15 protein-coding genes are annotated in these 21,013 nt (G+C 71.5%); 11 read left to right on the top strand and 4 right to left on the bottom strand.

The genetic code is table 11. From position 1 onward, the window contains the following. The first annotated feature begins 108 nt into the window (after nucleotides 1-108). The 4 genes from OG257_RS25770 (at nucleotide 109) to OG257_RS25785 (ending at nucleotide 5,897) form a co-directional block, all read left to right on the top strand. A complete protein-coding gene (locus OG257_RS25770; protein ID WP_329211175.1) occupies nucleotides 109-801 on the top strand; it encodes a hypothetical protein in 693 nt (230 codons plus the stop codon). Nucleotides 802-913: 112 nt separating this feature from the next. Next, nucleotides 914-1,759: a DegV family protein gene (locus OG257_RS25775; RefSeq protein ID WP_329211177.1), complete on the top strand. Its 846-nt coding sequence runs from the start codon at nucleotides 914-916 to the stop codon at nucleotides 1,757-1,759. Between the two features lie 818 nt (nucleotides 1,760-2,577). Next, on the top strand, nucleotides 2,578-3,351 hold the full coding sequence (locus OG257_RS25780) for a helix-hairpin-helix domain-containing protein (protein WP_443054484.1): 774 nt from the start codon (nucleotides 2,578-2,580) through the stop codon (nucleotides 3,349-3,351). Beyond that, a complete protein-coding gene (locus OG257_RS25785) occupies nucleotides 3,348-5,897 on the top strand; it encodes a ComEC/Rec2 family competence protein (RefSeq protein ID WP_329211180.1) in 2,550 nt (849 codons plus the stop codon). The genes OG257_RS25780 and OG257_RS25785 overlap by 4 nt, the downstream gene beginning before the upstream one ends. A gap of 32 nt (nucleotides 5,898-5,929) precedes the next feature. On the opposite strand, the gene OG257_RS25790 is transcribed toward OG257_RS25785, so the two are convergent. After that, nucleotides 5,930-6,385 carry a pyridoxamine 5'-phosphate oxidase family protein gene (locus OG257_RS25790; RefSeq protein ID WP_329211182.1) on the bottom strand — a complete coding sequence of 152 codons (456 nt, stop codon included), beginning with the start codon at nucleotides 6,383-6,385 and terminating at the stop codon, nucleotides 5,930-5,932. 100 nt (nucleotides 6,386-6,485) lie between these two features. Here OG257_RS25790 and OG257_RS25795 point away from each other — a divergent pair, with 100 nt between their 5' ends. Next, nucleotides 6,486-7,319, top strand: a complete 834-nt coding sequence (locus OG257_RS25795) for an arylamine N-acetyltransferase family protein (RefSeq protein WP_329211184.1) — start codon at nucleotides 6,486-6,488, stop codon at nucleotides 7,317-7,319. A gap of 197 nt (nucleotides 7,320-7,516) precedes the next feature. Next, nucleotides 7,517-8,401 (top strand): YceI family protein, encoded by an 885-nt coding sequence (locus OG257_RS25800; protein ID WP_329211186.1) that lies wholly within the window; start codon nucleotides 7,517-7,519, stop codon nucleotides 8,399-8,401. 81 nt (nucleotides 8,402-8,482) lie between these two features. Here the strand turns inward: OG257_RS25800 and OG257_RS25805 are convergent, their stop codons facing one another. Then, nucleotides 8,483-8,728 carry a hypothetical protein gene (locus OG257_RS25805; RefSeq protein ID WP_329211188.1) on the bottom strand — a complete coding sequence of 82 codons (246 nt, stop codon included), beginning with the start codon at nucleotides 8,726-8,728 and terminating at the stop codon, nucleotides 8,483-8,485. Nucleotides 8,729-8,801: 73 nt separating this feature from the next. On the opposite strand from OG257_RS25805, the gene holA reads away from it, so the two are divergent. Further along, entirely contained in the window at nucleotides 8,802-9,791 is a 990-nt protein-coding gene (gene holA, locus OG257_RS25810) for a DNA polymerase III subunit delta (protein WP_329211190.1), read from the top strand. Nucleotides 9,792-10,017: 226 nt separating this feature from the next. Here the strand turns inward: holA and rpsT are convergent, their stop codons facing one another. Continuing rightward, nucleotides 10,018-10,284 (bottom strand): 30S ribosomal protein S20, encoded by a 267-nt coding sequence (rpsT, locus tag OG257_RS25815; RefSeq protein WP_014156344.1) that lies wholly within the window; start codon nucleotides 10,282-10,284, stop codon nucleotides 10,018-10,020. Nucleotides 10,285-10,499: 215 nt separating this feature from the next. On the opposite strand from rpsT, the gene lepA reads away from it, so the two are divergent. The 4 genes from lepA (at nucleotide 10,500) to hemW (ending at nucleotide 17,940) form a co-directional block, all read left to right on the top strand. Further along, complete coding sequence (gene lepA, locus OG257_RS25820; protein ID WP_329211192.1) at nucleotides 10,500-12,374, top strand: translation elongation factor 4; 1,875 nt, start codon at nucleotides 10,500-10,502, stop codon at nucleotides 12,372-12,374. Nucleotides 12,375-12,657: 283 nt separating this feature from the next. Then, a complete protein-coding gene (locus OG257_RS25825) occupies nucleotides 12,658-14,547 on the top strand; it encodes an AMP-dependent synthetase/ligase (RefSeq protein WP_329211193.1) in 1,890 nt (629 codons plus the stop codon). A 222-nt stretch (nucleotides 14,548-14,769) separates the two neighbouring features. Continuing rightward, complete coding sequence (locus OG257_RS25830; RefSeq protein ID WP_329211195.1) at nucleotides 14,770-16,659, top strand: ATP-binding SpoIIE family protein phosphatase; 1,890 nt, start codon at nucleotides 14,770-14,772, stop codon at nucleotides 16,657-16,659. A gap of 39 nt (nucleotides 16,660-16,698) precedes the next feature. Next, on the top strand, nucleotides 16,699-17,940 hold the full coding sequence (gene hemW, locus OG257_RS25835; protein WP_329211197.1) for a radical SAM family heme chaperone HemW: 1,242 nt from the start codon (nucleotides 16,699-16,701) through the stop codon (nucleotides 17,938-17,940). 16 nt (nucleotides 17,941-17,956) lie between these two features. On the opposite strand, the gene OG257_RS25840 is transcribed toward hemW, so the two are convergent. Next, nucleotides 17,957-20,869 (bottom strand): hypothetical protein, encoded by a 2,913-nt coding sequence (locus tag OG257_RS25840; protein ID WP_329211198.1) that lies wholly within the window; start codon nucleotides 20,867-20,869, stop codon nucleotides 17,957-17,959. Between the last annotated feature and the right edge of the window lie 144 nt (nucleotides 20,870-21,013).

The raw sequence follows: 21,013 nt of genomic DNA on the forward strand, positions 1-21,013 counted from the left end.
CCTACGGGCAGGTTGGGGGTTCCGATGGAACCCCTGGCCTGCCCGTTCCGTTTACCGTAGAAGGGGCGACCGCACACCGGCAGCCGCATCGACAACCGAGGGGCGTTCATGGAAGCCGTGATCCTGATCCTGACGCTGCTCTTCGTAGCGTTCATGGCACTCGGGGTGTACGCCGGAGTGAAGGCCGTCCGCGCCGCCAAGCGTGGCGTGGACCGCACGATCACGCAGGCGCGCCGCTCCGTCGAGGACACCGCGCTGCGGGCCAAGAGCTACGGCCAGCCCGGCGTCCAGGGGGAGCTTGCGCAGCTGCGGCTCGCTCTGCGGACGTCGATGCGCGCCACCCAGGACGCACTCGGCGCCGGGGTGGCGGAGGATTCCTCGCTCTCGGAGTCGATGGGACTCTTCCAGCGGCTCAGCGTGCACGGACGAGAGCTCGACGACGAACTAAAGAGGCTGGAGCGCGAACCCGACCGGGCGACGGTCGCCACGCTGCTGCCGAGCCTGAAGGAGCGCACTGAGCGCATCACGCACTCGGCGGAGTCGCTGCGCTGGGCGGCGCGTGACCGGGCGCGGCAGTTCGCCGACGACGATCTGGCGGCGCTGAACGCCCAGATCGACGTGGAGGCGGGTGCCCTGCGGCACTGGACCACGGAGGAGCCGTCGACGCAGGACGGTGCGACGGCGCAGAGCTGGAGCGGCCCGGCCGACGAAGAGGCCCCGCAGGCGCTCACGCCTCCGGACCCGCGGCTGCAGACCGGGTACCCGTGGCAGAAGTCCGCCAGGCCGGAGACCACGAACTGAAACGGAACGCCCGTGACCGGGCCCGGCCGGAATCTTTCCGGACCGACTGGGAATGATCGGCAGCCCGGGCCCGGGCTGCCGTGCCCCCGTCCCGGAAGGTAACCTCCGGCTCATGTCCCGCCATGTCGCGATCGTCACCGATTCAACGGCCTACCTGCCGCGCCAGACGATGGAACGGCACGGCATCACCGCAGTGCCCCTGACTGTGGTCCTGGGCGACCAGGCTCTGGAGGAGGGCACGGAGATCTCGGCCAGGTCGCTGGCTCTGGCCCTGCAGAAGCGCCGCTCCGTGACCACGTCCCGGCCCAGCCCCGAAGTCTTTGCCGCCACCTACCGCGCCGCGGCCGAGGCCGGGGCCACGGGCATCGTCTCCCTCCACCTGTCGGCCGAGTTCTCGGGCACGTACGACGCCGCCCTGCTCGCGGCGAAGGACGCGCCGGTGCCGGTACGGGTGGTGGACACCGGCATGGTCGCCATGGCGCTCGGATTCTGCGCGCTGGCCGCGGCGGAGACGGCCGGGGCGGGCGGTGACCTGGACGCGGCGGTCGCGGCGGCGGAGAAGCGGGCCGCGGGCACGTCCGCGTACTTCTACGTCGACACACTGGACTACCTGCGCCGGGGCGGGCGCATAGGCGCCGCTCAGGCGCTGCTCGGGTCGGCACTCGCGGTGAAACCGCTGCTCACGCTGGACGGCGGACGTATCGAGCTGCTGGAGAAGGTACGGACGGCTTCCAAGGCGATCGCGCGGCTCGAGGAGCTCGTCGCCGAGCGTGCCGGATCGGGTGCGGTGGACATCGCCGTGCACCATCTGGCCGCGCCGGAGCGGGCGGAGCGGCTGGCGGAGCGGCTGCGCGAGCGGGTTCCGGGGCTGGTCGAGCTGCACGTCAGCGAAGTGGGTGCGGTGATCGGGGCCCATACCGGCCCCGGACTGTTGGGGGCCGTGGTCTCGCCCCGTTGATCCCGCCCCGCGTGTTCGACGTTCGGCCTCACTCCGGCGGGTGAGAGAAATATCCACAACCGGTGGGTTATCCACCGGAATTGAGGCCTCCGGACGGAATTCGCGGGAAGTGTCTAGCGTCGTGACACATGGCCCTCCGATCACTTCACGCAGCCACCCGCGCAACCGTCCGACCGACCAGCCGCTCCGCACACCGCGCCATGCGCGGGCCAGGACATGGGGATGGGCACGGGCACCTGCCCGGACCGCATCCCGGCCCCGGCCCCGGCCCGGTTCCGGGCTCTGCCGAACATGCCCGGCACGGTCCGGGCGGCGCCGGTCCTCGTTCGGGCAGTGGTCCCGGCGTCAGACCCGGGGGAGGGGCGGGCACCGGACCCGGTGCCCGCCGTGGTCATCGGCGCAGGGCTGGGCGCGGACGCGATGCCGAGGTCGCGGCGGCTTCACGTCGCCGCGCGGACGCGCTGATGGGGGCGTACGGAGGGGCGGGCGGCCGGCACGCGAGAGGAACGGCCGCCCCCGCCGGGATTCTCGCCCCTGCTGCGGTCGTCGCTCCCGCTGCGCCCGTCGCCCCTGCTGGGCCTGTCGCTCCCGCTGACTCCGGGGCGACGATCCCTGTGACGGTCGCAGCCGGCGCTCCGGTGGTGGCCCCTTCACCCGCCGCATCCGCTCAGACGCCCGCTCGCGTTCCCGGCCCCGCCTCCGCTCGTGTGCGTGGCGCCAGGACGGTTCCTTCCTGGGCGTCGGCCTCCACGCCGACTGCAAGCACTGTCGCTGCCCGGGCGGCTGCGGAGCCGGAACAGGTGCGTGGCGCACCGCCCGTGAGCGGAGGCACAACAGCGGTGTCGCGGTGGTGGCAGGCCGTCGGGCCCGCTCTGCGGGAGCGGTTACCGCTGTGGGTACAGCTCCGGTGCGGTCTGGAACCAAAGGCGCTCGCGGCGCTCGCTGTTGTCCTGGCAGGAGCCGCGGCCCTCGCCGCCACGCACTTCTGGTCGGTGCGTCCCCAGCCCGTACCCGCCCCCGAGCAGGTGAAGGAGGCCGCAGCGGCGCACGCGGCCGCGCCGGGATCCTTCGACTCCCAAGGCCCCGGCCTGATGCCCGGGCCGTCCGCCGGGCCGCCCCCGACAGTCGCGGTGGGCGGGCAGATCGTCGTCGACGTGAGCGGCAAGGTGCGGCGGCCGGGAATCCAGCATCTGCCCGCGGGTTCACGGGTTGCGGACGCACTGCGTGCAGCGGGAGGCGTGCGCGAGGGCACGGATGTCACCGCGCTCAACCGGGCGCGGGTTCTGACGGACGGCGAGCAGGTCGTGGTGGGTGTGCCCGCTGTGCCGCCTGCCGCGGGCGGATCGGCGGGTGGAACGGCCGGTGGCGGAGGTGAAGGCGCAGGGCAGGCGGGGCCGCCGGCGCCGGTCAGCCTGACGACCGCCACCGTCGAGCAGTTGGAGACACTTCCCGGCGTCGGACCGGTACTCGCGCAGCACATCGTCGACTACCGCACCGAGCACGGGGGTTACCGGTCCGTCGACGAACTCCGCGAGGTGAACGGGATCGGTGACCGGCGGTTCGCGGATCTCCGGCCGCTGGTCAGGCCATGACCAGCGCCGACGTCCATGCGGTTGCGGGTGGGCGGCTGGGTGCCGCCGATCCGCGGCAGGAAGGTCCGGTCGATCTCCGGCTCGTCCCGCCCGCCCTGGCGGCATGGGCGGCGGCCGCGGTCGCCCTCGTGGTGCCGGGCCGATGGACGGCCGTCGGGGCCGTCGTCTGCACCTGCATCGCCCTGGGGCTTCTGGTGGTGCCTCGGCTGTGGGGCCGGGCGGGACGAGCCGGGGCCGGTGGGGGCGCCGGTGGTGACCCGCCCACGGGGGGAGCAGCCGGGGCGTGGCGGCCCGGATCCAGGGCGACAGCCGCTGCCGCGGCACTGCTCTGTGCCGCGGCAGGGGCCGCTGCGGCGGGGCTCCACGCGGCGGATGTACGGAGCGGCCCCGTCCCCGGCCTGGCCCGGGACCACACCCGGGTGGATGTGGAGGTGACGGTGACGTCCGACCCGCGGCAGACCCAGCCGCGGGTCCGGGGCGACCACAGCACCCCCGTATCCCTGCTCCTCGACGCCGAGATCGATCGGCTGAGGGCTCCCGGAGGTGCCGTCACCCGGCTCCGTACCCCCGTCCTCGTCATGGTCGCGCCCGGTGACGCGGCAGCACAGTGGCGGCGGCTGCTGCCGTCGACCAGGCTCCGTCTGGGCGGACGGCTCGCACCACCGCGCTACGAAGGGGAACGCCTTGCCGCGGTGCTGGGCACGGATGCCGACGAGGCGCCGCGGATCATCGGCCGGCCGACGCTCCTCCAACGCACGGCAGGAGAGCTGCGCGCCGGGCTGCGGGAGGCGACGGACGGGCTCGACCCCGATGCGCGGGCGCTCCTGCCCGGGCTGGTCGTCGGCGATACCTCCCGGGTCCCGCCCGAGCTGCACGACGCCTTCAAGGCCACCGACCTCACCCACCTCCTCGCCGTCTCCGGCGCCAACCTGTCGATCCTGCTCTTCCTGCTCATCGGCCCACCCGGCACCGCCCTGCGCAGCGAACGCGGCGGTCTGGCACCCAGGCTGGGGATTTCCCTGCGGATGACGGCACTGACCGGCGGTGGGATCGCACTCGCCTTCGTCCTCGTCTGCCGCCCCGAGCCGAGTGTTCTGCGTGCGGCGGCCTGCGGCCTGATCACACTGCTCGCCATCGGCACGGGCCGTCGCAGATCACTCCTTCCCGCGCTGGCGGCCGCTGTTCTGCTGCTGGTCCTCTACAACCCGTGGCTGGCCCGCAGTTACGGGTTCCTGCTGTCCGCGCTGGCGACCGGAGCTCTTCTGACGCTTGCGCCGCGTTGGAGCAGCGCCCTGCAACGGCACCGGGTTCCGCCGCGGCTCGCCGAGGCGCTGGCTGCCGCCGGCGCCGCTCAGGCGGTGTGCGCCCCCGTGGTCGTGGTCCTCGCCTCACGGGTCAGCCTGGTGGCGATCCCCTGCAATCTGCTGGCCGAGTTCGCGGTGGCGCCCGCGACAGTCCTGGGCTTCGCCGCGCTGGCGGTCGCCCCGGTGGCCATGCCTGTGGCAGAACTGCTCGCCGGAGCCGCCGGCTGGCCGGTCGGGTGGATCGCGTCGGTGGCCCGCTACGGAGCGGGCCTCTCAGGAGCGGAGGCCGACTGGCCGGGAGGCTGGCCGGGGGCGGCACTCCTGGCAGGGCTCACCGTCGTCGTCGTGCTGTCCGCCCGCCGCCTCGCCCGGCATCCCTGGGTCTGTTCGGCAGCAGGCCTCCTTCTGGTTCTGGCCGTACTGAGACCGGTGCCGCTCACCCGGATCATGACCGGATGGCCGCCTCCGGGCTGGGCGTTCGCCATGTGCGACGTGGGGCAGGGAGACGCCATGGTCCTCGCTGCGGGCGAGGGCACGGGGGTGGTCGTCGACACCGGCCCCGACCCCCGCCTCGTCGACCGGTGCCTGCGCGACCTCGGCATCACGCGCGTGCCGCTCCTCGTACTCACCCACTTCCACGCCGACCATGTGCGGGGCCTGCCGGGTGCACTGCGTGGAAGGCAGGTCGGAGCGATCCAGACGACGAGCCTCGGCGAACCGGCGGACCAGGCCTCGTTCGTGAGGAGAACGGCGGCTGCGGCGCACATTCCCGTTGTGCCGGCAATTCCCGGGGAGCGCCGGCGGTTCGGCCCGCTCGACTGGCGGGTTCTCTGGCCGGCAGCCGACTCGCGAGGTACGGCGCCCGCCTTCGTCACCGAGGAGCCGAACGACTCCAGCGTCACCCTCTTCGTACGGTCCGGCGGGCTGACCCTCCTGCTCCTCGGCGACCTCGAACCCCCGGCCCAGCAGGGAGTGTTGCGCAGCTACCCGGCGCTGCCCCGGGTGGACGTGCTCAAGGTGGCGCACCACGGCTCCGCCTACCAGGACCCCGCCCTCCTGCGCAGCGCTCGTCCGAGGCTCGCCCTCATCTCGTGCGGAGCGGACAACCCGTACGGGCATCCGGCGGCCCGTACGGTCGAGGCGCTCGGAGCGGCAGGAGCAAAGGTTCTGCGCACGGACACCGACGGTGCGATCGCGGTGACGGGCGCCGGGGCGGAACTGCGCGCGGCAGGTCGCTCATGAGCACGCGGCCCTGGCGGTGCCGCGGCCACCTCTCAGATGAGCCAGTTCCCCTCGGTCATCAGCTCACGGCCGGTCAGCTCGTTCTCCTCCCGCCAGGCTTTGACGGTGTCCGGGGTGATGCGCAGGTACACCCATGCGGGTCGGCCCCGCGGGTCCCAATGGAGCTTCGTGGTGAACGCGTCCCCGGACTCGGCGGGGAGCTCCGCGCCCTCCACGACCTCGGCCGTGCCCTCGATGAGCACCACATCACGGGTGTGGCCCAGGGTGACCCTGGCCTGTCCGGACGGCGTCAGGTTGACCGCTGTCGGATTGGTGCGCCGGGTGGCCAGCAGCAGCGTCCCTCGGTCCCACACGAACGACAGCGGCACCAGGCAGGGCACGCCGTCCGCCGAAGCCGTGGCAACCCAGGCGTCGTCGTCGTTCTCCAGGTGATCGAGCACGTCCTGTTTGCGCTGTTCCGGGCCGCGTGCCGGCTCTCGCTCCGTCATGGCCCACACGCTAGCCATCAGCCGAGTCCACCACCTCCGTCGGCGGTCCTAGGACTCGTGGCTGATGGCGCAGTACCGCGAACCGGGACAGACTTCCCACATGAACGAGGAATCCCTGGAGCTCCGGGAGACTGCCGACGCCTCCATCCGCACATGGGCCGATGCCTACCTGGAGCGCATCGGTGCCGCCCGCCCCGCTCGCTGCGACGCGGCGGCCCTGCGCGATCTGCAGCTCCGCCACCTGATGACGGTGCCCTTCGAGAACCTGGCGATCCACGCCGGCGAGGACATCGTCCTGGACGACGAGCGGCTCATCGAGAAGATCGTGACGGACCGGAGAGGCGGATTCTGCTACGAGTTGAACGGCGCGTTCGCCGCGCTGCTGAGTGCGCTCGGCTTCCGTGTCACGCTGCTCCAGGCGCGGATCTTCGGCGACGGCGGGAAGCTCGGCATTCCGTACGACCACATGGCGTTGCGCGTGGAGACCGACGACGGCACGGGCCCCTGGCTGGCCGACGTCGGGTTCGGCGACCACGCCGTGCAGCCGCTGTTGCTGGAGGACCGCACCGAACAGGAGGACCCCATCGGCGTGTTCCGGTTCAGACCCGCTCCGCACGGGGACCTCGACCTGCTGCGCGGCGGCTCGCGGCAGTTCCGCCTCGATCTCCGCCCGCGGGTGCTGGCAGACTTCCGGGCAGGGTGCTGGTACCACCGGACCTCGCCGGACTCCTACTTCACCGGTTCCCTCGTCTGCTCCCGGCGAACCGGCAACGGGCGCGTGACACTCAGCGGCCGCACCCTGATCACGACCGTTCGGGGTGAGCGGCACGAGACGGAGCTGGACACCGACGGGGAGGTACTGGCCGCCTACCGGGACCACTTCGGGCTGCGTGTCACCGCCCTGCCCGAAGTGCGCCGGTTCCCGAATGCGTGACATGGGTGGCACACACAAACGGAGCGACCAATTCGGACCTTCGGTAACACCTCACCACAACCCCTTCCGAGCTCCTGCGTTTGCCTCGAACATCGCATCAGTGATCGAATGTTCCTTCGTCGGCGGGCCACTGCTCCGACAACGACGTCCAACTGTCAGGGGTCCGAGGTGAGAACCGCCCTTGGGAGTACGCGCGCATGTTCGGCCGTTGGCTAGGCAACAAGACGAAGTCCGGCAGCACTCTCACCAGCGCTGTCGCCGGACTCACAGTCCCGCGCACCGCCGGTCTGCTCAGCTGCCGGGTGCTCGACCCCGTCAACGAACCTGTGCGCCACGCCGAGTTCGTCATCACCGACAGCGCGGGCCGCAAGGCCGTCGGCGGGGAGACGGACCCCTTCGGGAGCGTTGTCGCCACCGTTCCGGCAGGTGACTACCGACTCGCTGTCACGGCAGAGGGGTTCACCCCGTTCCACGGCCCGGTCACCGTCGCGGAGAGCGGTCACGCGAGCCTCGGTGACGTGACCCTCCAGGTGTCCGTGCCCCCGCAGCTCCCCGATCCGGGCGACTGGGACATCGAGCCGACGCACTCCCAGATCGGTTTCACGGCACGTCATATAGGCATGGCCCGCATCCACGGCAGGTTCAACACCTTCGCCGGCGCCGTCCGGATCGCCGACCGCATGGAGGACTCCGCCATGCACGTCGTCATCGACGCCTCGTCCATCGACACGAACGTCCGGATGCGCGACGACCACCTGCGCTCCGGTGACTTCCTCGACGTCGGGCGCTACCCGACCCTCGAGTTCTACAGCGAGCGCTTCGTCCACCGCGGTGGCAGCCGATGGGGCGTCAGCGGCGCGCTCACCCTGCACGGTGTGAGCCGCACCGTCACCCTGGACACCCAGTACCTCGGTCTGGGCAACGGTCTGGAGGGCGAGACCCGCGCCGCCTGCCGGGCCACCACCGAACTGCACCGCGAGGACTTCACCCTCACCTGGCAGACGATGCTGGCCCGCGGTATCGCGGCGGTCGGCTCGAGCATCGAGATCGACATGGACATCCAGATCGTCCCCAAGAACTGATCCGCCCCGGGAGCCGATCCGCCCCCGGGAGCCCAGCCGCCTCCCGGTAGGCACGCCCCGGGAGGGCGCGCCGCTACGCCGCTACGGCGCTTCCAGCCACCCCTCGTACTCCGCGGCGAACGCGTCCAGCGCCGCGGAGTCCAGCCGTCCGTCCGGGTCCTCCACGACCACCAGCCACTGGGCGTCCTCGGCGTCGTCCTCGCCGGCCAGGGCGTCGCGTACGAGCTGGGGCTCCTCGGTGACGCCGAACCGGTCGGCGAGTTCCTCGGCCGCGTCCTCGGCGGTGTCGCGGTCGGGCAGCACCAGCACATGTCTCACATCGCTCACCCGGTCATTCTCCGGTACGCCCGGGAAGGCAGCCCCGCCGCCCTGTCACAGGGCCGTGGGATGCTGGACCGCGATGGCCACCAGAAGTAGTTCCACCGACAATCCGCTCGCCCCCGTGACGCTCGCCGTGGGCCAGGAGGACCTGCTCCTGGACCGTGCCGTGCAGCACGTGGTGGCGGCAGCCCGCGCCTCCGACGCCGACACGGACGTCCGCGACCTCTCCTCCGACCAGCTGCAGCCCGGCACGCTCGCCGAGCTGACCAGCCCGTCGCTCTTCGCCGAGCGCAAGGTCGTGATCGTCCGCAACGCACACGACCTCTCCGCGGACACGGTCAAGGACGTCAAGGCGTACCTGGCCGCGCCTGCCGAGGAGATCACCCTCGTGCTCCTCCACGCGGGCGGCGCCAAGGGCAAGGGGCTGCTGGACGCGGTACGGAAGGCCGGGGCCCGCGAGGTCGCCTGCCCCAGGACGACCAAGCCGGCCGAGCGGCTCTCCTTCGTACGGTCGGAGTTCCGGGCGCTGGGGCGCTCCGCGACCCCCGAGGCGTGCCAGGCGCTGGTGGACTCCATCGGCAGCGATCTGCGGGAGCTGGCCGCCGCCGTCTCGCAGCTGACCGCGGATGTCGAGGGCACCATCGACGAGGCGATCGTCGCCCGTTACTACACGGGCCGGGCGGAGGCCTCCTCCTTCACCGTCGCCGACCGCGCGGTCGAGGGCAGGGCGGCGGAGGCGCTGGAGGCGCTGCGCTGGTCGCTCTCCACCGGGGTCGCCCCCGTCCTGATCACCAGCGCGCTCGCCCAGGGCGTGCGGGCGATCGGCAAGCTGTCGTCGGCCCGGGGCGGAAGGCCCGCGGACCTCGCCCGCGAGCTCGGTATGCCGCCGTGGAAGATCGACCGGGTGCGCCAGCAGATGCGTGGATGGACACCGGACGGAGTGGCTGCGGCCCTGATCGCGGTCGCGGCGGCCGATGCCGGGGTCAAGGGCGGCGGGGACGACCCTGCGTACGCACTGGAGAAGGCCGTGGTGGCTGTGGCCCGGGCGGCCCGCTCCGGCGGGCGCTAGGAGCGGGCCGGGGCCGGGGCCGGCCCCGGCCCCGGCCGCACGGCACGAAGCGCACACACCGAAGGCCCCGGTCGCCGTCCTGGGGAGGACGGTGGCCGGGGCCTTCGGTTCACGCTTTTGTGTGCCGCACCCGCGTGGCGAACGCAGGTTCGGTGTGCGGCACGGAGTGCCGGTCAGGAGCGGGAGAGAGGGCCCGCGGAGTCCGTTCCGGCGATCACATCAGTGCTCAGCCCTGGAGGGCGGCAACCTTGAGCGCCAGCGCCGACTTCTTGTTGGCGGCGGCGTTCTTGTGGATGACACCCTTCGAGACAGCCTTGTCGAGCTGGCGGGACGCGTCACGGACGGCCACAGTGGCCTTCTCGACGTCACCGGCAGCGGCAGCCTCACGGGCCTTGCGGATCGAGGTCTTGAGCGACGACTTGACGGCCTTGTTGCGCAGGCGCGCCTTCTCGTTCGTCTTGTTCCGCTTGATCTGGGACTTGATGTTCGCCACGAAAGAGCCTTTTCAGGTTCGTTGGATCTTCTATGTGCGCCACGCCGCTTCTGAGGGCCACGAGGCACAGCTGCCCACGGTACCAGTCGCCCACGGACCGGCCCAAACCGGTCCCAGCCCCGCAGGCGTGGGACGATGGAAGCTGCGTATAGATCCGTCCGACCCGACATCGACCCGAGACACGGCGTTCGGCGTCTCAAGAATCAGGACCCTGCGTGCCCGCGACTCCTACCAACGTGCCCGAGCCGAGCCGTACCGACCCGGCACTGATCCGCAACTTCTGCATCATCGCGCACATCGACCACGGCAAGTCGACGCTTGCCGACCGGATGCTCCAGCTGACGGGCGTGGTCGACGTGCGGCAGATGCGCGCTCAGTACCTCGACCGGATGGATATCGAGCGCGAGCGCGGCATCACGATCAAGTCCCAGGCGGTACGTCTGCCGTGGGCACCGACCACGGGCGGGGGCACGGGCACCACCCATGTCCTCAACATGATCGACACCCCGGGGCACGTGGACTTCACCTACGAGGTCTCCCGCTCGCTCGCCGCCTGCGAGGGCACGGTTCTCCTGGTGGACGCGGCGCAGGGCATCGAGGCCCAGACGCTCGCCAACCTCTACCTCGCGATGGAGAACGACCTCACCATCGTCCCGGTGCTCAACAAGATCGACCTGCCGGCCGCGCAGCCGGAGAAGTTCTCCGAGGAGCTGGCCAACCTCATCGGCTGCCAGCCGGAGGACGTACTGAAGGTGTCCGCGAAGACCGGTGTCGGTGTGGACGCCCTGCTCGACCGGGTGGTCAGGGACGTCCCCGCCCCCGTCGGCCAGGCGGACGAGGCGGCCCGCGCGATGATCTTCGACTCCGTCTACGACCCCTACCGGGGTGTCGTCACCTACGTCCGTGTCATCGACGGTCAGCTCAACAAGCGCGAGCGCATCCGGATGATGTCCACGGGCGCCACCCACGAACTGCTGGAGATCGGTGTCTCGTCCCCGGAGATGACCCCGGCCGACGGCATCGGTGTGGGCGAAGTGGGTTACATCATCACCGGGGTGAAGGACGTCCGGCAGTCCAAGGTCGGTGACACGATCACTTCCCTGCACAACGGGGCGACCGTGGCGCTGGGCGGCTACAAGGACCCCAAGCCGATGGTGTTCTCGGGCCTGTACCCTCTCGACGGTTCCGACTACCCGGACCTGCGCGAGGCCCTCGACAAGCTCCAGCTCAACGACGCCGCCCTGGTCTACGAGCCGGAGACCTCCGCGGCACTCGGCTTCGGCTTCCGCGTCGGCTTCCTCGGCCTGCTGCACCTGGACGTGGTCCGCGAGCGGCTCGAGCGCGAGTTCGGTCTGGAGCTCATCGCCACCGCCCCCAACGTGGTCTACCGCGTCGAGATGGAGGACGGCACCGAGCACACCGTCACCAACCCGAGCGAATTCCCCGAGGGCAAGATCGACAAGGTGCACGAGCCGGTCGTCCGGGCCACGGTCCTGGCGCCCAGCGAGTTCATCGGCGCGATCATGGAGCTGTGCCAGCAGCGCCGCGGCACCCTCCTCGGCATGGACTACCTCTCCGAGGACCGGGTCGAGATCCGCTACACCCTGCCGCTCGCCGAGATCGTCTTCGACTTCTTCGACCAGCTGAAGTCGAAGACCCGTGGCTACGCCTCCCTCGACTACGAGCCCACCGGCGAGCAGTCCGCCCAGCTCGTCAAGGTCGACATCCTGCTGCACGGCGACAAGGTCGACGCGTTCTCCGCGGTCACGCACAAGGACAAGGCGTACGCGTACGGCGTGCGGCTCGTCGCCAAGCTGCAGAAGCTCATTCCCCGGCAGAACTTCGAGGTGCCGATCCAGGCGGCCATCGGTTCCCGGGTCATCGCCCGTGAGACCGTCCGCGCCATCCGCAAGGACGTTCTCGCCAAGTGCTACGGCGGTGACATCTCCCGTAAGCGGAAGCTGCTGGAGAAGCAGAAGGAAGGCAAGAAGCGGATGAAGATGGTCGGCAACGTGGAGGTGCCGCAGGACGCGTTCATCTCCGTCCTGTCGACCGACGAGTCGGCCGGCGAGGGCAAGGCCAAGAAGTAGAGCCGCCCTCCGCTCCTGGAATCTACCCGGGAGTAGCCCGACGGGCCCCCGTGCCGCAGACGCCTGCGGCACGGGGGCCCGTTCGTTATGAAGCGGCGGCCTGTTGCCTCTTACGCCATGGACCTGCGCGCTCTACTCTGATCACCACCCGTTAGTTACTCACCAGTTAAACAAGCAGGTCGAGCGGGAACGAGAAGCAGGAACAGCAGGCAGCCGCCCCCCAGCATCCAGCACCATTACCCCAGCAGCCGGTCGTAGCAATGCCGCAGGCCCGGAGGACGTCGTGAGCGACACACAGACCTTGATCGATAACCGACCGCCCTCCGTGGCGACTCTCTTCATCGACCGCGTGGCGGCCACCCCGGACGGTGAGGCGTACCGCTACCCGGTGCCGTCGGCCTCCGGGCAGGGACCGGACGACTGGAAGTCGCTGACCTGGGCGCAGGCCGCGACCAGGGTCCACGCCATCGCGGCCGGTCTGATCGGACTGGGTGTCCGCCCGGAGGAGCGCGTCGCTCTCGCCTCCGCCACCCGTGTCGAGTGGATCCTCGCCGACCTCGGCGTGATGTGTGCCGGCGCCGCGACCACGACGATCTATCCGTCCACGAACACCGAGGAGTCCGCCTTCATCCTGGCCGACTCCGAGAGCCGTGTGCTGATCGCCGAGGACGCCGCCCAGCTGGCGAAGGCCCGGGAGAGCCGGGACGCGCTGCCCCACCTCGCCCATGTGGTCGTCGTGGACCCGGCCGGCGCGGAGCCCGTGGAGGGCGACCCCGAGGGCTGGATCCTCACGCTGGCCGAGCTCGAGGCCCGTGGCGCCGAGTACCTGGCGAAGAACCCGGACGCGGTCACGGACCGGGTCTCCGCGATCACCGCCGACCAGCTCGCGACCCTGATCTACACCTCGGGCACCACCGGCCGCCCCAAGGGCGTACGGCTGCCGCACGACAACTGGTCGTACATGGCCAAGGCCACCGTGGCGACCGGCCTGATCAACGCCGACGACGTCCAGTACCTCTGGCTGCCGCTCGCCCACGTCTTCGGTAAGGTCCTCACCTCCGGACAGATCGAGGTCGGCCACGTCACGGCCGTCGACGGCCGCGTCGACAAGATCATCGAGAACCTTCCGGTCGTCCAGCCGACCTACATGGCGGCCGTCCCCCGGATCTTCGAGAAGGTCTACAACGGGGTCGCGGCCAAGGCACGGGCCGGCGGCGGCGCCAAGTACAAGATCTTCCAGTGGGCGGCCGGCGTGGGCCGCGAGTACGCGAAGGTGTCGCAGGACAACTTCCGCCGTACCGGCAAGGCCTCCGTGCCGTTCGCGCTCGGCGCCAAGCACAAGGTCGCCGACACCCTCGTCTTCGCGAAGATCCGTGAGGCCTTCGGCGGCCGGCTCCGTGCCTGCGTCTCCGGTTCCGCCGCACTCGCCCCGGACATCGGCTTCTTCTTCGCCGGCGCCGGGATCCACATCCTGGAGGGCTACGGCCTCACCGAGTCCAGCGCCGCCTCCTTCGTCAACCCGGGCGAGGCCTACCGCACCGGCACCGTCGGCAAGCCGCTCCCCGGCACCGAGGTCCGGATCGCGGACGACGGCGAGATCCTGCTGCGCGGCCCCGGCCTCATGGAGGGCTACCACCAGCTGCCCGAGAAGACCGCAGAGGTGCTGGAGTCCGACGGCTGGTTCCACACCGGCGACATCGGCGAGCTGTCCGAGGACGGCTACCTGCGGATCACCGACCGCAAGAAGGACCTGATCAAGACGTCCGGCGGCAAGTACATCGCCCCGGCCGAGGTCGAGGGACAGTTCAAGGCGGTGTGCCCGTTCGTCTCCAACATCCTGGTGCACGGCGCGGACCGTAACTTCTGCACCGCCCTCATCTCGCTCGACGAGCCGACCATCCTCGGCTGGGCGGAGGAGAACGGACTGGGCGGCAAGCCGTACGCCGACGTGGTGGCCTCCCCGCAGGCCGTGGAGCTCGTCGAGGGCTATGTGAAGCGGCTCAACGAGGGTCTGCAGCGCTGGCAGACCATCAAGCAGTTCCGGCTGCTGCCCCGTGACCTCGACATCGAGCACGGCGAGCTGACCCCCAGCCTCAAGCTGAAGCGGCCGGTCGTCGAGCGCGAGTACAAGCACCTCATCGACGAGATGTACGCGGGCTCCCGCGAGGCGTAACGGCCGAGGAGCGGCTCAGGGCGGGGCCGGTGGGCGACGGCCCCCGGACAGGCCCGGACGGGGCCGGCGGGTGCGGAAGCACCCGCCGGCCCCGTCCCGCTGTCCAGCTTGTTTCCGTTCGGCACAGCCCACTTCGGTCACTCGGTGCTTATGGACACGGTCGGTCTGTCACTCTGTCGTACACGTCAGCGGTGTATCGCGAGAACTGTCAGGAGCCGCACCGTGGGACCCATTCCCTTGCAGCGGGACATTGTTCACCGTCCCGGTACCGTCGTCGCCGGTCAGGGCGGCGACCCCCGCATGGTTGCCCGTACCAGCCTGCCCGGAATCCCGCTGGCCCCCTCGGCGGCCCGCAGGTTCGTCCGAGCCGCGCTCGCCGACTGGACCGCGCTCGGGCTGCCCGCCGCCGGGGGATTCAGCGACCGGGTCACCGACGACGCCGTGACCGTGGCCAACGAGCTCGTCACCAACGCGGTCGTGCACGCCGGTACGGCGGTCGAGCTGCTCTTCAGGCTGGAGGACGCGGCCGGGGCCGAGCCGGCCGGCCTGGTGCTGGAGATCACCGACCACCATCCCGCCCGCTCGGTGCGCGACGGCGAGACGGAACGGCCCGATCCGTCCGAGTACGGCAGGGGACTGCAGCTGGTCGCCACCCTCGCCGAATCCTGGGGCATCACCTACCGCACCGGCATCAAGACCGTGTGGGCGCGGCTGACCGCCGACGACTGGGAGGCGCTGCCCGAGCCCTCGTCGTCCGAGGAGGCCGCCCGCCGTCGCGGGCTGCGTGCCGGGGAGATCCTCGCCCCCGCGTCCGGGCGGGCCGAACGCGACGACGCGGGCTGGGCCGGACGCGGTGCGCTCTCCTTCCTCGCCGAGGCCTCCGACCTGCTCGCGGGCCAGCTCGACGAGGACCTCGTGGCGTCGATAGCGGGGCAGTTGCTCGTGCCCAGGCTCGCCGACTGGTGCGCGATCTGGCTGGAGAGCGAAGGCGGCGGGCACGCGGCCGTACCACGGCTCGCCGGGGTCTGGCACAGCGACGAGGGCGGGAGCGAGCTCCTGCGCCCGATGCTGGAGAAGGAGCCGCTGCGGTTATCCGGCAGCGTGGGCACCGGCCCCGTACCCATCCCGTGGCCCGGTGACCCGGCGGGCGAGGGCGGGGCCGCGCTCGCGCACCGCATCACCGCGGGCGGCCGCACGCTGGGCGCCGTGCTCGTGGGCCGGAAGGGCGTCGCGCTCGTACCCGACGAGGTCGCCGCACTCATCGCGGACTTCGTACGCCGTGTCGGCCTCGCCGTGGGCGCCGCCCGCGCCTACACCCGGCAGGCCACCATCAGCCGCATCCTGCAGCGCGGCCTGCTGCCCAGCAAGGTCGCGGAGATACCCGGTGTCACCAGCGCACTGGTCTACGAGCCCAGTGACGACGGCGTCGTCGGCGGCGACTTCTACGACCTCTTCCCGTGCCCCGGAGGCCGCTGGTGCTTCGTACTCGGGGACGTGCAGGGCAGCGGTCCCGAGGCCGCCGTCGTCACGGGTCTCGCCCGGCCCTGGCTGCGGCTGCTGTCCAGAGAGGGCTTCCGCGTCGGCGAGGTCCTCGACCGGCTCAACCGGCTCCTCCTCGACGACGCGATGGAGGCGGCCGAGGCGGCCGCCCTGATGGTCGCGGCGGCGGGCGGGCAGCAGATCCAGGACGGCACCCAGTCCCGCTTCCTCTCCTTGCTGTACGGCGACATCGTGCCCCTCCCGGACGGCGGCGTGCGCTGCACCGTGGCCAGTGCCGGCCACCCCCTCCCGCTGCTGCTCCGCCCGGACGGATCCGTCACCACGGCCGCCGAGTCGCAGGTCCTGCTCGGGGTGGTCGAGGATGTGGCGTACGAGAGCCAGAGCTTCGACCTGGAACCGGGTGACAGCCTCCTCTGCGTCACCGACGGGGTGACCGAGAGGCGTTCCGGGCGGCTGATGTTCGATGACGGCGACGGGCTCGCCCACGCCCTGGCCGGCTGCGCCGGACTTTCGGCCGACGGGATCGCCGACCGGATAAAGCACGCCGTCCACGCCTTCGCCGAGCGCCCGCCCGACGACGACCTGGCCCTGCTCGTCCTCCAGGTCGGCTGAGAAGGAGCGTGGACGGGGAAGGTCCGGCGGCGAGCGACAATGGACGGTATGCCTTCCGTACTGCCCGATGGTGAGCCCGTGCCCGACGACGGAGCGCTGCCCCGTCATGCCCTGGAAGGCGCCGCCGACCGGCCGCTCGGCTTCTACCTGCATGTGCCCTACTGCGCCACCCGCTGCGGCTACTGCGACTTCAACACCTACACCGCGACCGAGCTGCGCGGCTCCGGAGGGGCACTGGCCTCCCGGGACAACTACGCGGCGCACCTGATCGAGGAGGTGCGCCAGGCCCGCAAGGTGCTCGGCGACGACCCCCGCCCGGTCCGTACGGTCTTCGTCGGCGGTGGTACGCCCACCCTGCTGCCCGCCGCGGACCTCGTCCGGATGCTCGGGGCGATCCGTGAGGAGTTCGGGCTCGCGGACGACGCCGAGATCACCACGGAGGCCAATCCGGAGTCCGTCGATCCGGCGTACCTGACGGCGCTCCGGGAAGGCGGCTTCAACCGTGTCTCCTTCGGGATGCAGAGCGCCCGGCAGCACGTCCTGAAGATCCTGGACCGCACCCACACGCCCGGCAGGCCCGAGGCCTGTGTCGCCGAGGCGCGCGAGGCCGGCTTCGAGCACGTCAACCTCGACCTCATCTACGGCACCCCGGGGGAGTCCGACGACGACTGGCGGGCGTCCCTCGACGCGGCGATCGGCGCGGGCCCCGACCATGTGTCGGCCTATGCGCTGATCGTCGAGGAGGGCACCCAGCTGGCCCGCCGGATCAAGCGCGGCGAGATCCCGATGACCGACGACGACGCCCACGCCGACCGCTACCTGATCGCCGACGAGGCGATGGCCGCGGCGGGCTTCTCCTGGTACGAGGTGTCGAACTGGTCCAGGACGCCCGAGGGACGCTGCCTGCACAACGAGCTGTACTGGCGAGGCGCCGACTGGTGGGGCGCCGGACCCGGAGCGCACAGCCACGTGGGCGGGGTGCGCTGGTGGAACGTCAAGCATCCCGGGGCGTACGCGCAGGCCCTGGCCGAGGGCCGCTCGCCCGGTGCCGGGCGCGAGGTCCTGGCCGACGAGGACCGGCGGGTCGAGCGCATCCTGCTCGAACTCAGGCTCGTCGAGGGATGCCCGCTGTCCCTGCTGGCGCCCGCCGGGCTCGCCGCGGCCGGCCGGGCCGTCACGGACGGGCTGCTGGAGCCCGCCCCGTACCGGGAGGGCCGGGCGGTCCTCACGCTGCGCGGGCGCCTGCTGGCGGACGCCGTGGTGCGCGACCTGGTGGACTGAGCTCCCGAGCCCCCGGTCACCTCACCCGGCAGTCCTTGCGGGTGAGGACCGCCGGGTCACCCGTTGCCCGGCCGCACACGATGCGGATCTCGGCATCCGGCCCCGGACGCGTGACCTTCATGATGTTCAACCCGTGCACCTTCTGGGCGGCGTAGGGGATCGTCCCGCGGAAGGTGACGGTCCCGGTCGGCATGTCGTGGAGGGCGACCGAGTACAGCGTGGCCCAGGTCTCCGCCGCGCTCCGCGGGTTGTCGCTGCGGGTCGCGGCCGCGTAGAGGGCCACCGTCGCCTGGTAGGAGATGACGGTCTGGCCGCTGGCATACAGCTTGTCCTCGTACGGCGGGCGGCCCTTCGGCAGCGGTTCCAGCCGCTTCCCTTCGGGGAGCAGCGATTCCAGGGACCTGCGGGAGTCCTCGTAGAACGTCCGGCCACCGCCCCGGCTCATGGGCGCCGTCGAGCCGTAGTAGAGCGTCACCTTCTCGGCGAGTTTCGTCGCGTCGTCGAAGCGCGCCTTCGTCAGATCGTCCCCGGTGAAGACCGTGATGGCCTTCTCCGAGCAGCCGCTGGTCTGCCCGAGGCCGGACATCAGGGTGTTGACGTCCTCGACCCGGCCGGCGAAGTACAGGGCGTCGGGGACCCGGTCCCCGCCGCAGATGCGCTGCAGGGGGCCGTCGAGGTTCGCGGAGCCGCCGTCCTTGGAGAGGGAGTACTGGGTGCCGTCGTCGTCGCTGTCCGCCGGGAGCGTGAAGCCGGACGTCTCCAGCATCTCCTTGCCCACCCGGCGCTGCTCGGTCGTGTAGCGGTCCTTGTCCTCGTTGCCCACTCTTCGGGACAGGACGACCGCCTGCGGATCCTGCAGCTTGTCCGCCAGCTGGCCGGCGAGCAGGCCGAGCACGTCCGCCTGCTCCTCGTCGGTCGCGGCGAGGCCGAAGTAGTTCGGGTACTCGCGGGCCAGATCACTGTCGGAGTTGGTGGTGTTCACCACGGGCAGGCCGGCGCGCTGCAGCAGCCCGGTGGCCGCCGCGCTCTCGGTGGTGTTGCGGCCCAGGCCGACCACGCCGACGACGGAGGGGTCCCGCCGGGCGACCTCGACGATCTTCCGGGCGGCGGTCGTCTGCCGCAGCATGTCCTGACCGCCGTTGGCCGTCAGGACCCGGAGCTTGACGGAACGGTCCGCCGTCTCGTTGACGAACCGCTGGTGGAGAAAGACTCCGGTCAGCTCCTCCAGGCCCTTGCGGGTGTCCTCCTTGTTCCTGTCCGTGCCGGTGAGAGGGCCCGCGTAGACGATGGTGACGTGCGGTTCGCCGGGCTTTATGTCGGCGTTCTGGTCCCGTATCGCCCGCTCGATCCGCTCGAAGGTCACGCCCTCGCCCACACCGCTCAGCTCCAGGCCGTTGCCCTCGGCGAAGAGCACCTCGGGAGCCGTCGCCACCCCGATGCACTCCTTGGCGCCCTCGGGACCCGGCAGTCTGACCGCGTCCGTGTTGCGGCCGACGAGCGGGCCGTAGCAGTACGTCTCCTTCCAGTGCTCGCTCCACAGGAAGGCCCCCAGCAGCGCGCCGACCAGGACGAGGGCGACGGTCGTCCGCGACATCACCCACCACGCCCAGGTCCGGCGCACGCGCTCGGTGACGAGCTGGGCGTGCGCGTGCTCGTGGGTCAGCTGGCCGGTGGACAGGGGCAGCCGCAGCACCCAGGCCAGCGACACGGCCGCCGCGGGGGCCTGGCCCACGCTCAGGTCGTCGACCCAGCTCTCGTACCGTGCGCGGGCCCCCGACCTGGCGGCGCCGCTGTTCGCGGCGGGCTCCTGGGGCAGCGGCGGGGTGTGCCGCATGATCTGCGCGGCCGGCAGGGAGGCCAGGAGCAGCAGGGGGTCCACCTCGCTGCGCCGGGAGCGGACGTTGTTGATCGCGTTGATCAGCAGGACGCCGCCGTTGTCATGGGTGGCCGTCGGAAGGAACACCACGGGCGGGACGGTGCGCTTGCCGCGCCGCCAGTCCGGGGCGTGCGGCCGGTAGCTGTCCAGCAGGTCCTCCAGCAGTGCCTGGACCCGCAGCTCCAGATGGAACTGGCGCGCGTGCTCGACGCCCGCCCCCGCGTCGGCCACCCGCTCGGCGACAGCGGCCGCCCTGGCCCGGATCACCCGCCACGAACGGCTCGGCGAGAACCACGACCAGCCGTCGGACGGATACGCGGTGCTGGACGCGGCCAGCGAGGACGTGGTCGCCAGCCACCGGCTGGCCCGGCGCAGCCACAGCAGCGGCGGGGCCGCCGTGGTCACCAGCCGCACGACCGCGAGGCCGAGCAGGGCGGCGGCGGCGACCAGGGCGGTCAGCAGCCAGCCGATCTCGCCGAGCAGCACACTCAGTACGGCGATGAAGACGGCGCCCAGGAACGTCTCCGGCCGGATCGACGCGCGCAGCGAGTCCCACCAGTTGTTCCGCCCCGACCGGCTCGCCCGCCAGCGCAGGCTGCCCAGCTGCTCCAGGATCCGTTCGTCGCGGTCACTGCGGGCGGAGACCCGTTCGGGCTGCCGTTCGAGGACCGTCGCGGTGGCCTGCTCGATGGCGTCCAGGAGGCGGGAGCGGGGGAAGGTGAAGGGCTTGTACTGCGAGGTGCCCCGGGTCTCCCAGGGCCGCTCGGTCAGCGCGCGCACCATGGACAGCGCCGCCTCGTACGGGGTGGCGCCGTGGTCGTCCAGCAGCTTCACGGGGACGCGGCGCAGCTGGTTCGCCCGGTGGACCTGCCGGACGATCTGCTCGACCCTGCTGTCGATGTCGGGCCCCGCACCGGCGTCCTCGGCCTGCGCGACCACGAGGGGCATCACCGGGCGGTTGACCCGGTACTGGTCGATCAGCTGCTGCATCAGGTGGAAGACAGCGGAGGCCGCCTCGTTCTCCGCACTGTCCCGCCACACTTCGCGCGCCATCCGCCCCCGGCCTTCCCCTTTTGCCTGCTGGGCCCGTCCAGCAGCACCGCACCGTCGGGCCCCTCACCTCTCAATAACCGATGGTGCGTGGGTGGCGCAGGCATTCATGGGGATCGGTACCGGATCCTCTTCAACGGCCCCGGG

Origin of the sequence: Streptomyces sp. NBC_00683, from assembly GCF_036226745.1 — a bacterium.
GTDB lineage: Bacteria > Actinomycetota > Actinomycetes > Streptomycetales > Streptomycetaceae > Streptomyces.

Excerpts from the sequence above, each read along its gene's own strand:
- OG257_RS25770 (WP_329211175.1), top strand. The coding sequence starts at position 109 with ATGGAAGCCGTGATCCTGATCCTGACGCTGCTCTTCGTAGCGTTCATG.
- OG257_RS25775 (WP_329211177.1), top strand. The coding sequence starts at position 914 with ATGTCCCGCCATGTCGCGATCGTCACCGATTCAACGGCCTACCTGCCG.
- OG257_RS25785 (WP_329211180.1), top strand. The coding sequence starts at position 3,348 with ATGACCAGCGCCGACGTCCATGCGGTTGCGGGTGGGCGGCTGGGTGCC.
- OG257_RS25790 (WP_329211182.1), bottom strand. The coding sequence starts at position 6,385 with ATGACGGAGCGAGAGCCGGCACGCGGCCCGGAACAGCGCAAACAGGAC.
- OG257_RS25795 (WP_329211184.1), top strand. The coding sequence starts at position 6,486 with ATGAACGAGGAATCCCTGGAGCTCCGGGAGACTGCCGACGCCTCCATC.
- OG257_RS25800 (WP_329211186.1), top strand. The coding sequence starts at position 7,517 with ATGTTCGGCCGTTGGCTAGGCAACAAGACGAAGTCCGGCAGCACTCTC.
- holA (WP_329211190.1), top strand. The coding sequence starts at position 8,802 with ATGGCCACCAGAAGTAGTTCCACCGACAATCCGCTCGCCCCCGTGACG.
- hemW (WP_329211197.1), top strand. The coding sequence starts at position 16,699 with ATGGACGGTATGCCTTCCGTACTGCCCGATGGTGAGCCCGTGCCCGAC.
- OG257_RS25840 (WP_329211198.1), bottom strand. The coding sequence starts at position 20,869 with ATGGCGCGCGAAGTGTGGCGGGACAGTGCGGAGAACGAGGCGGCCTCC.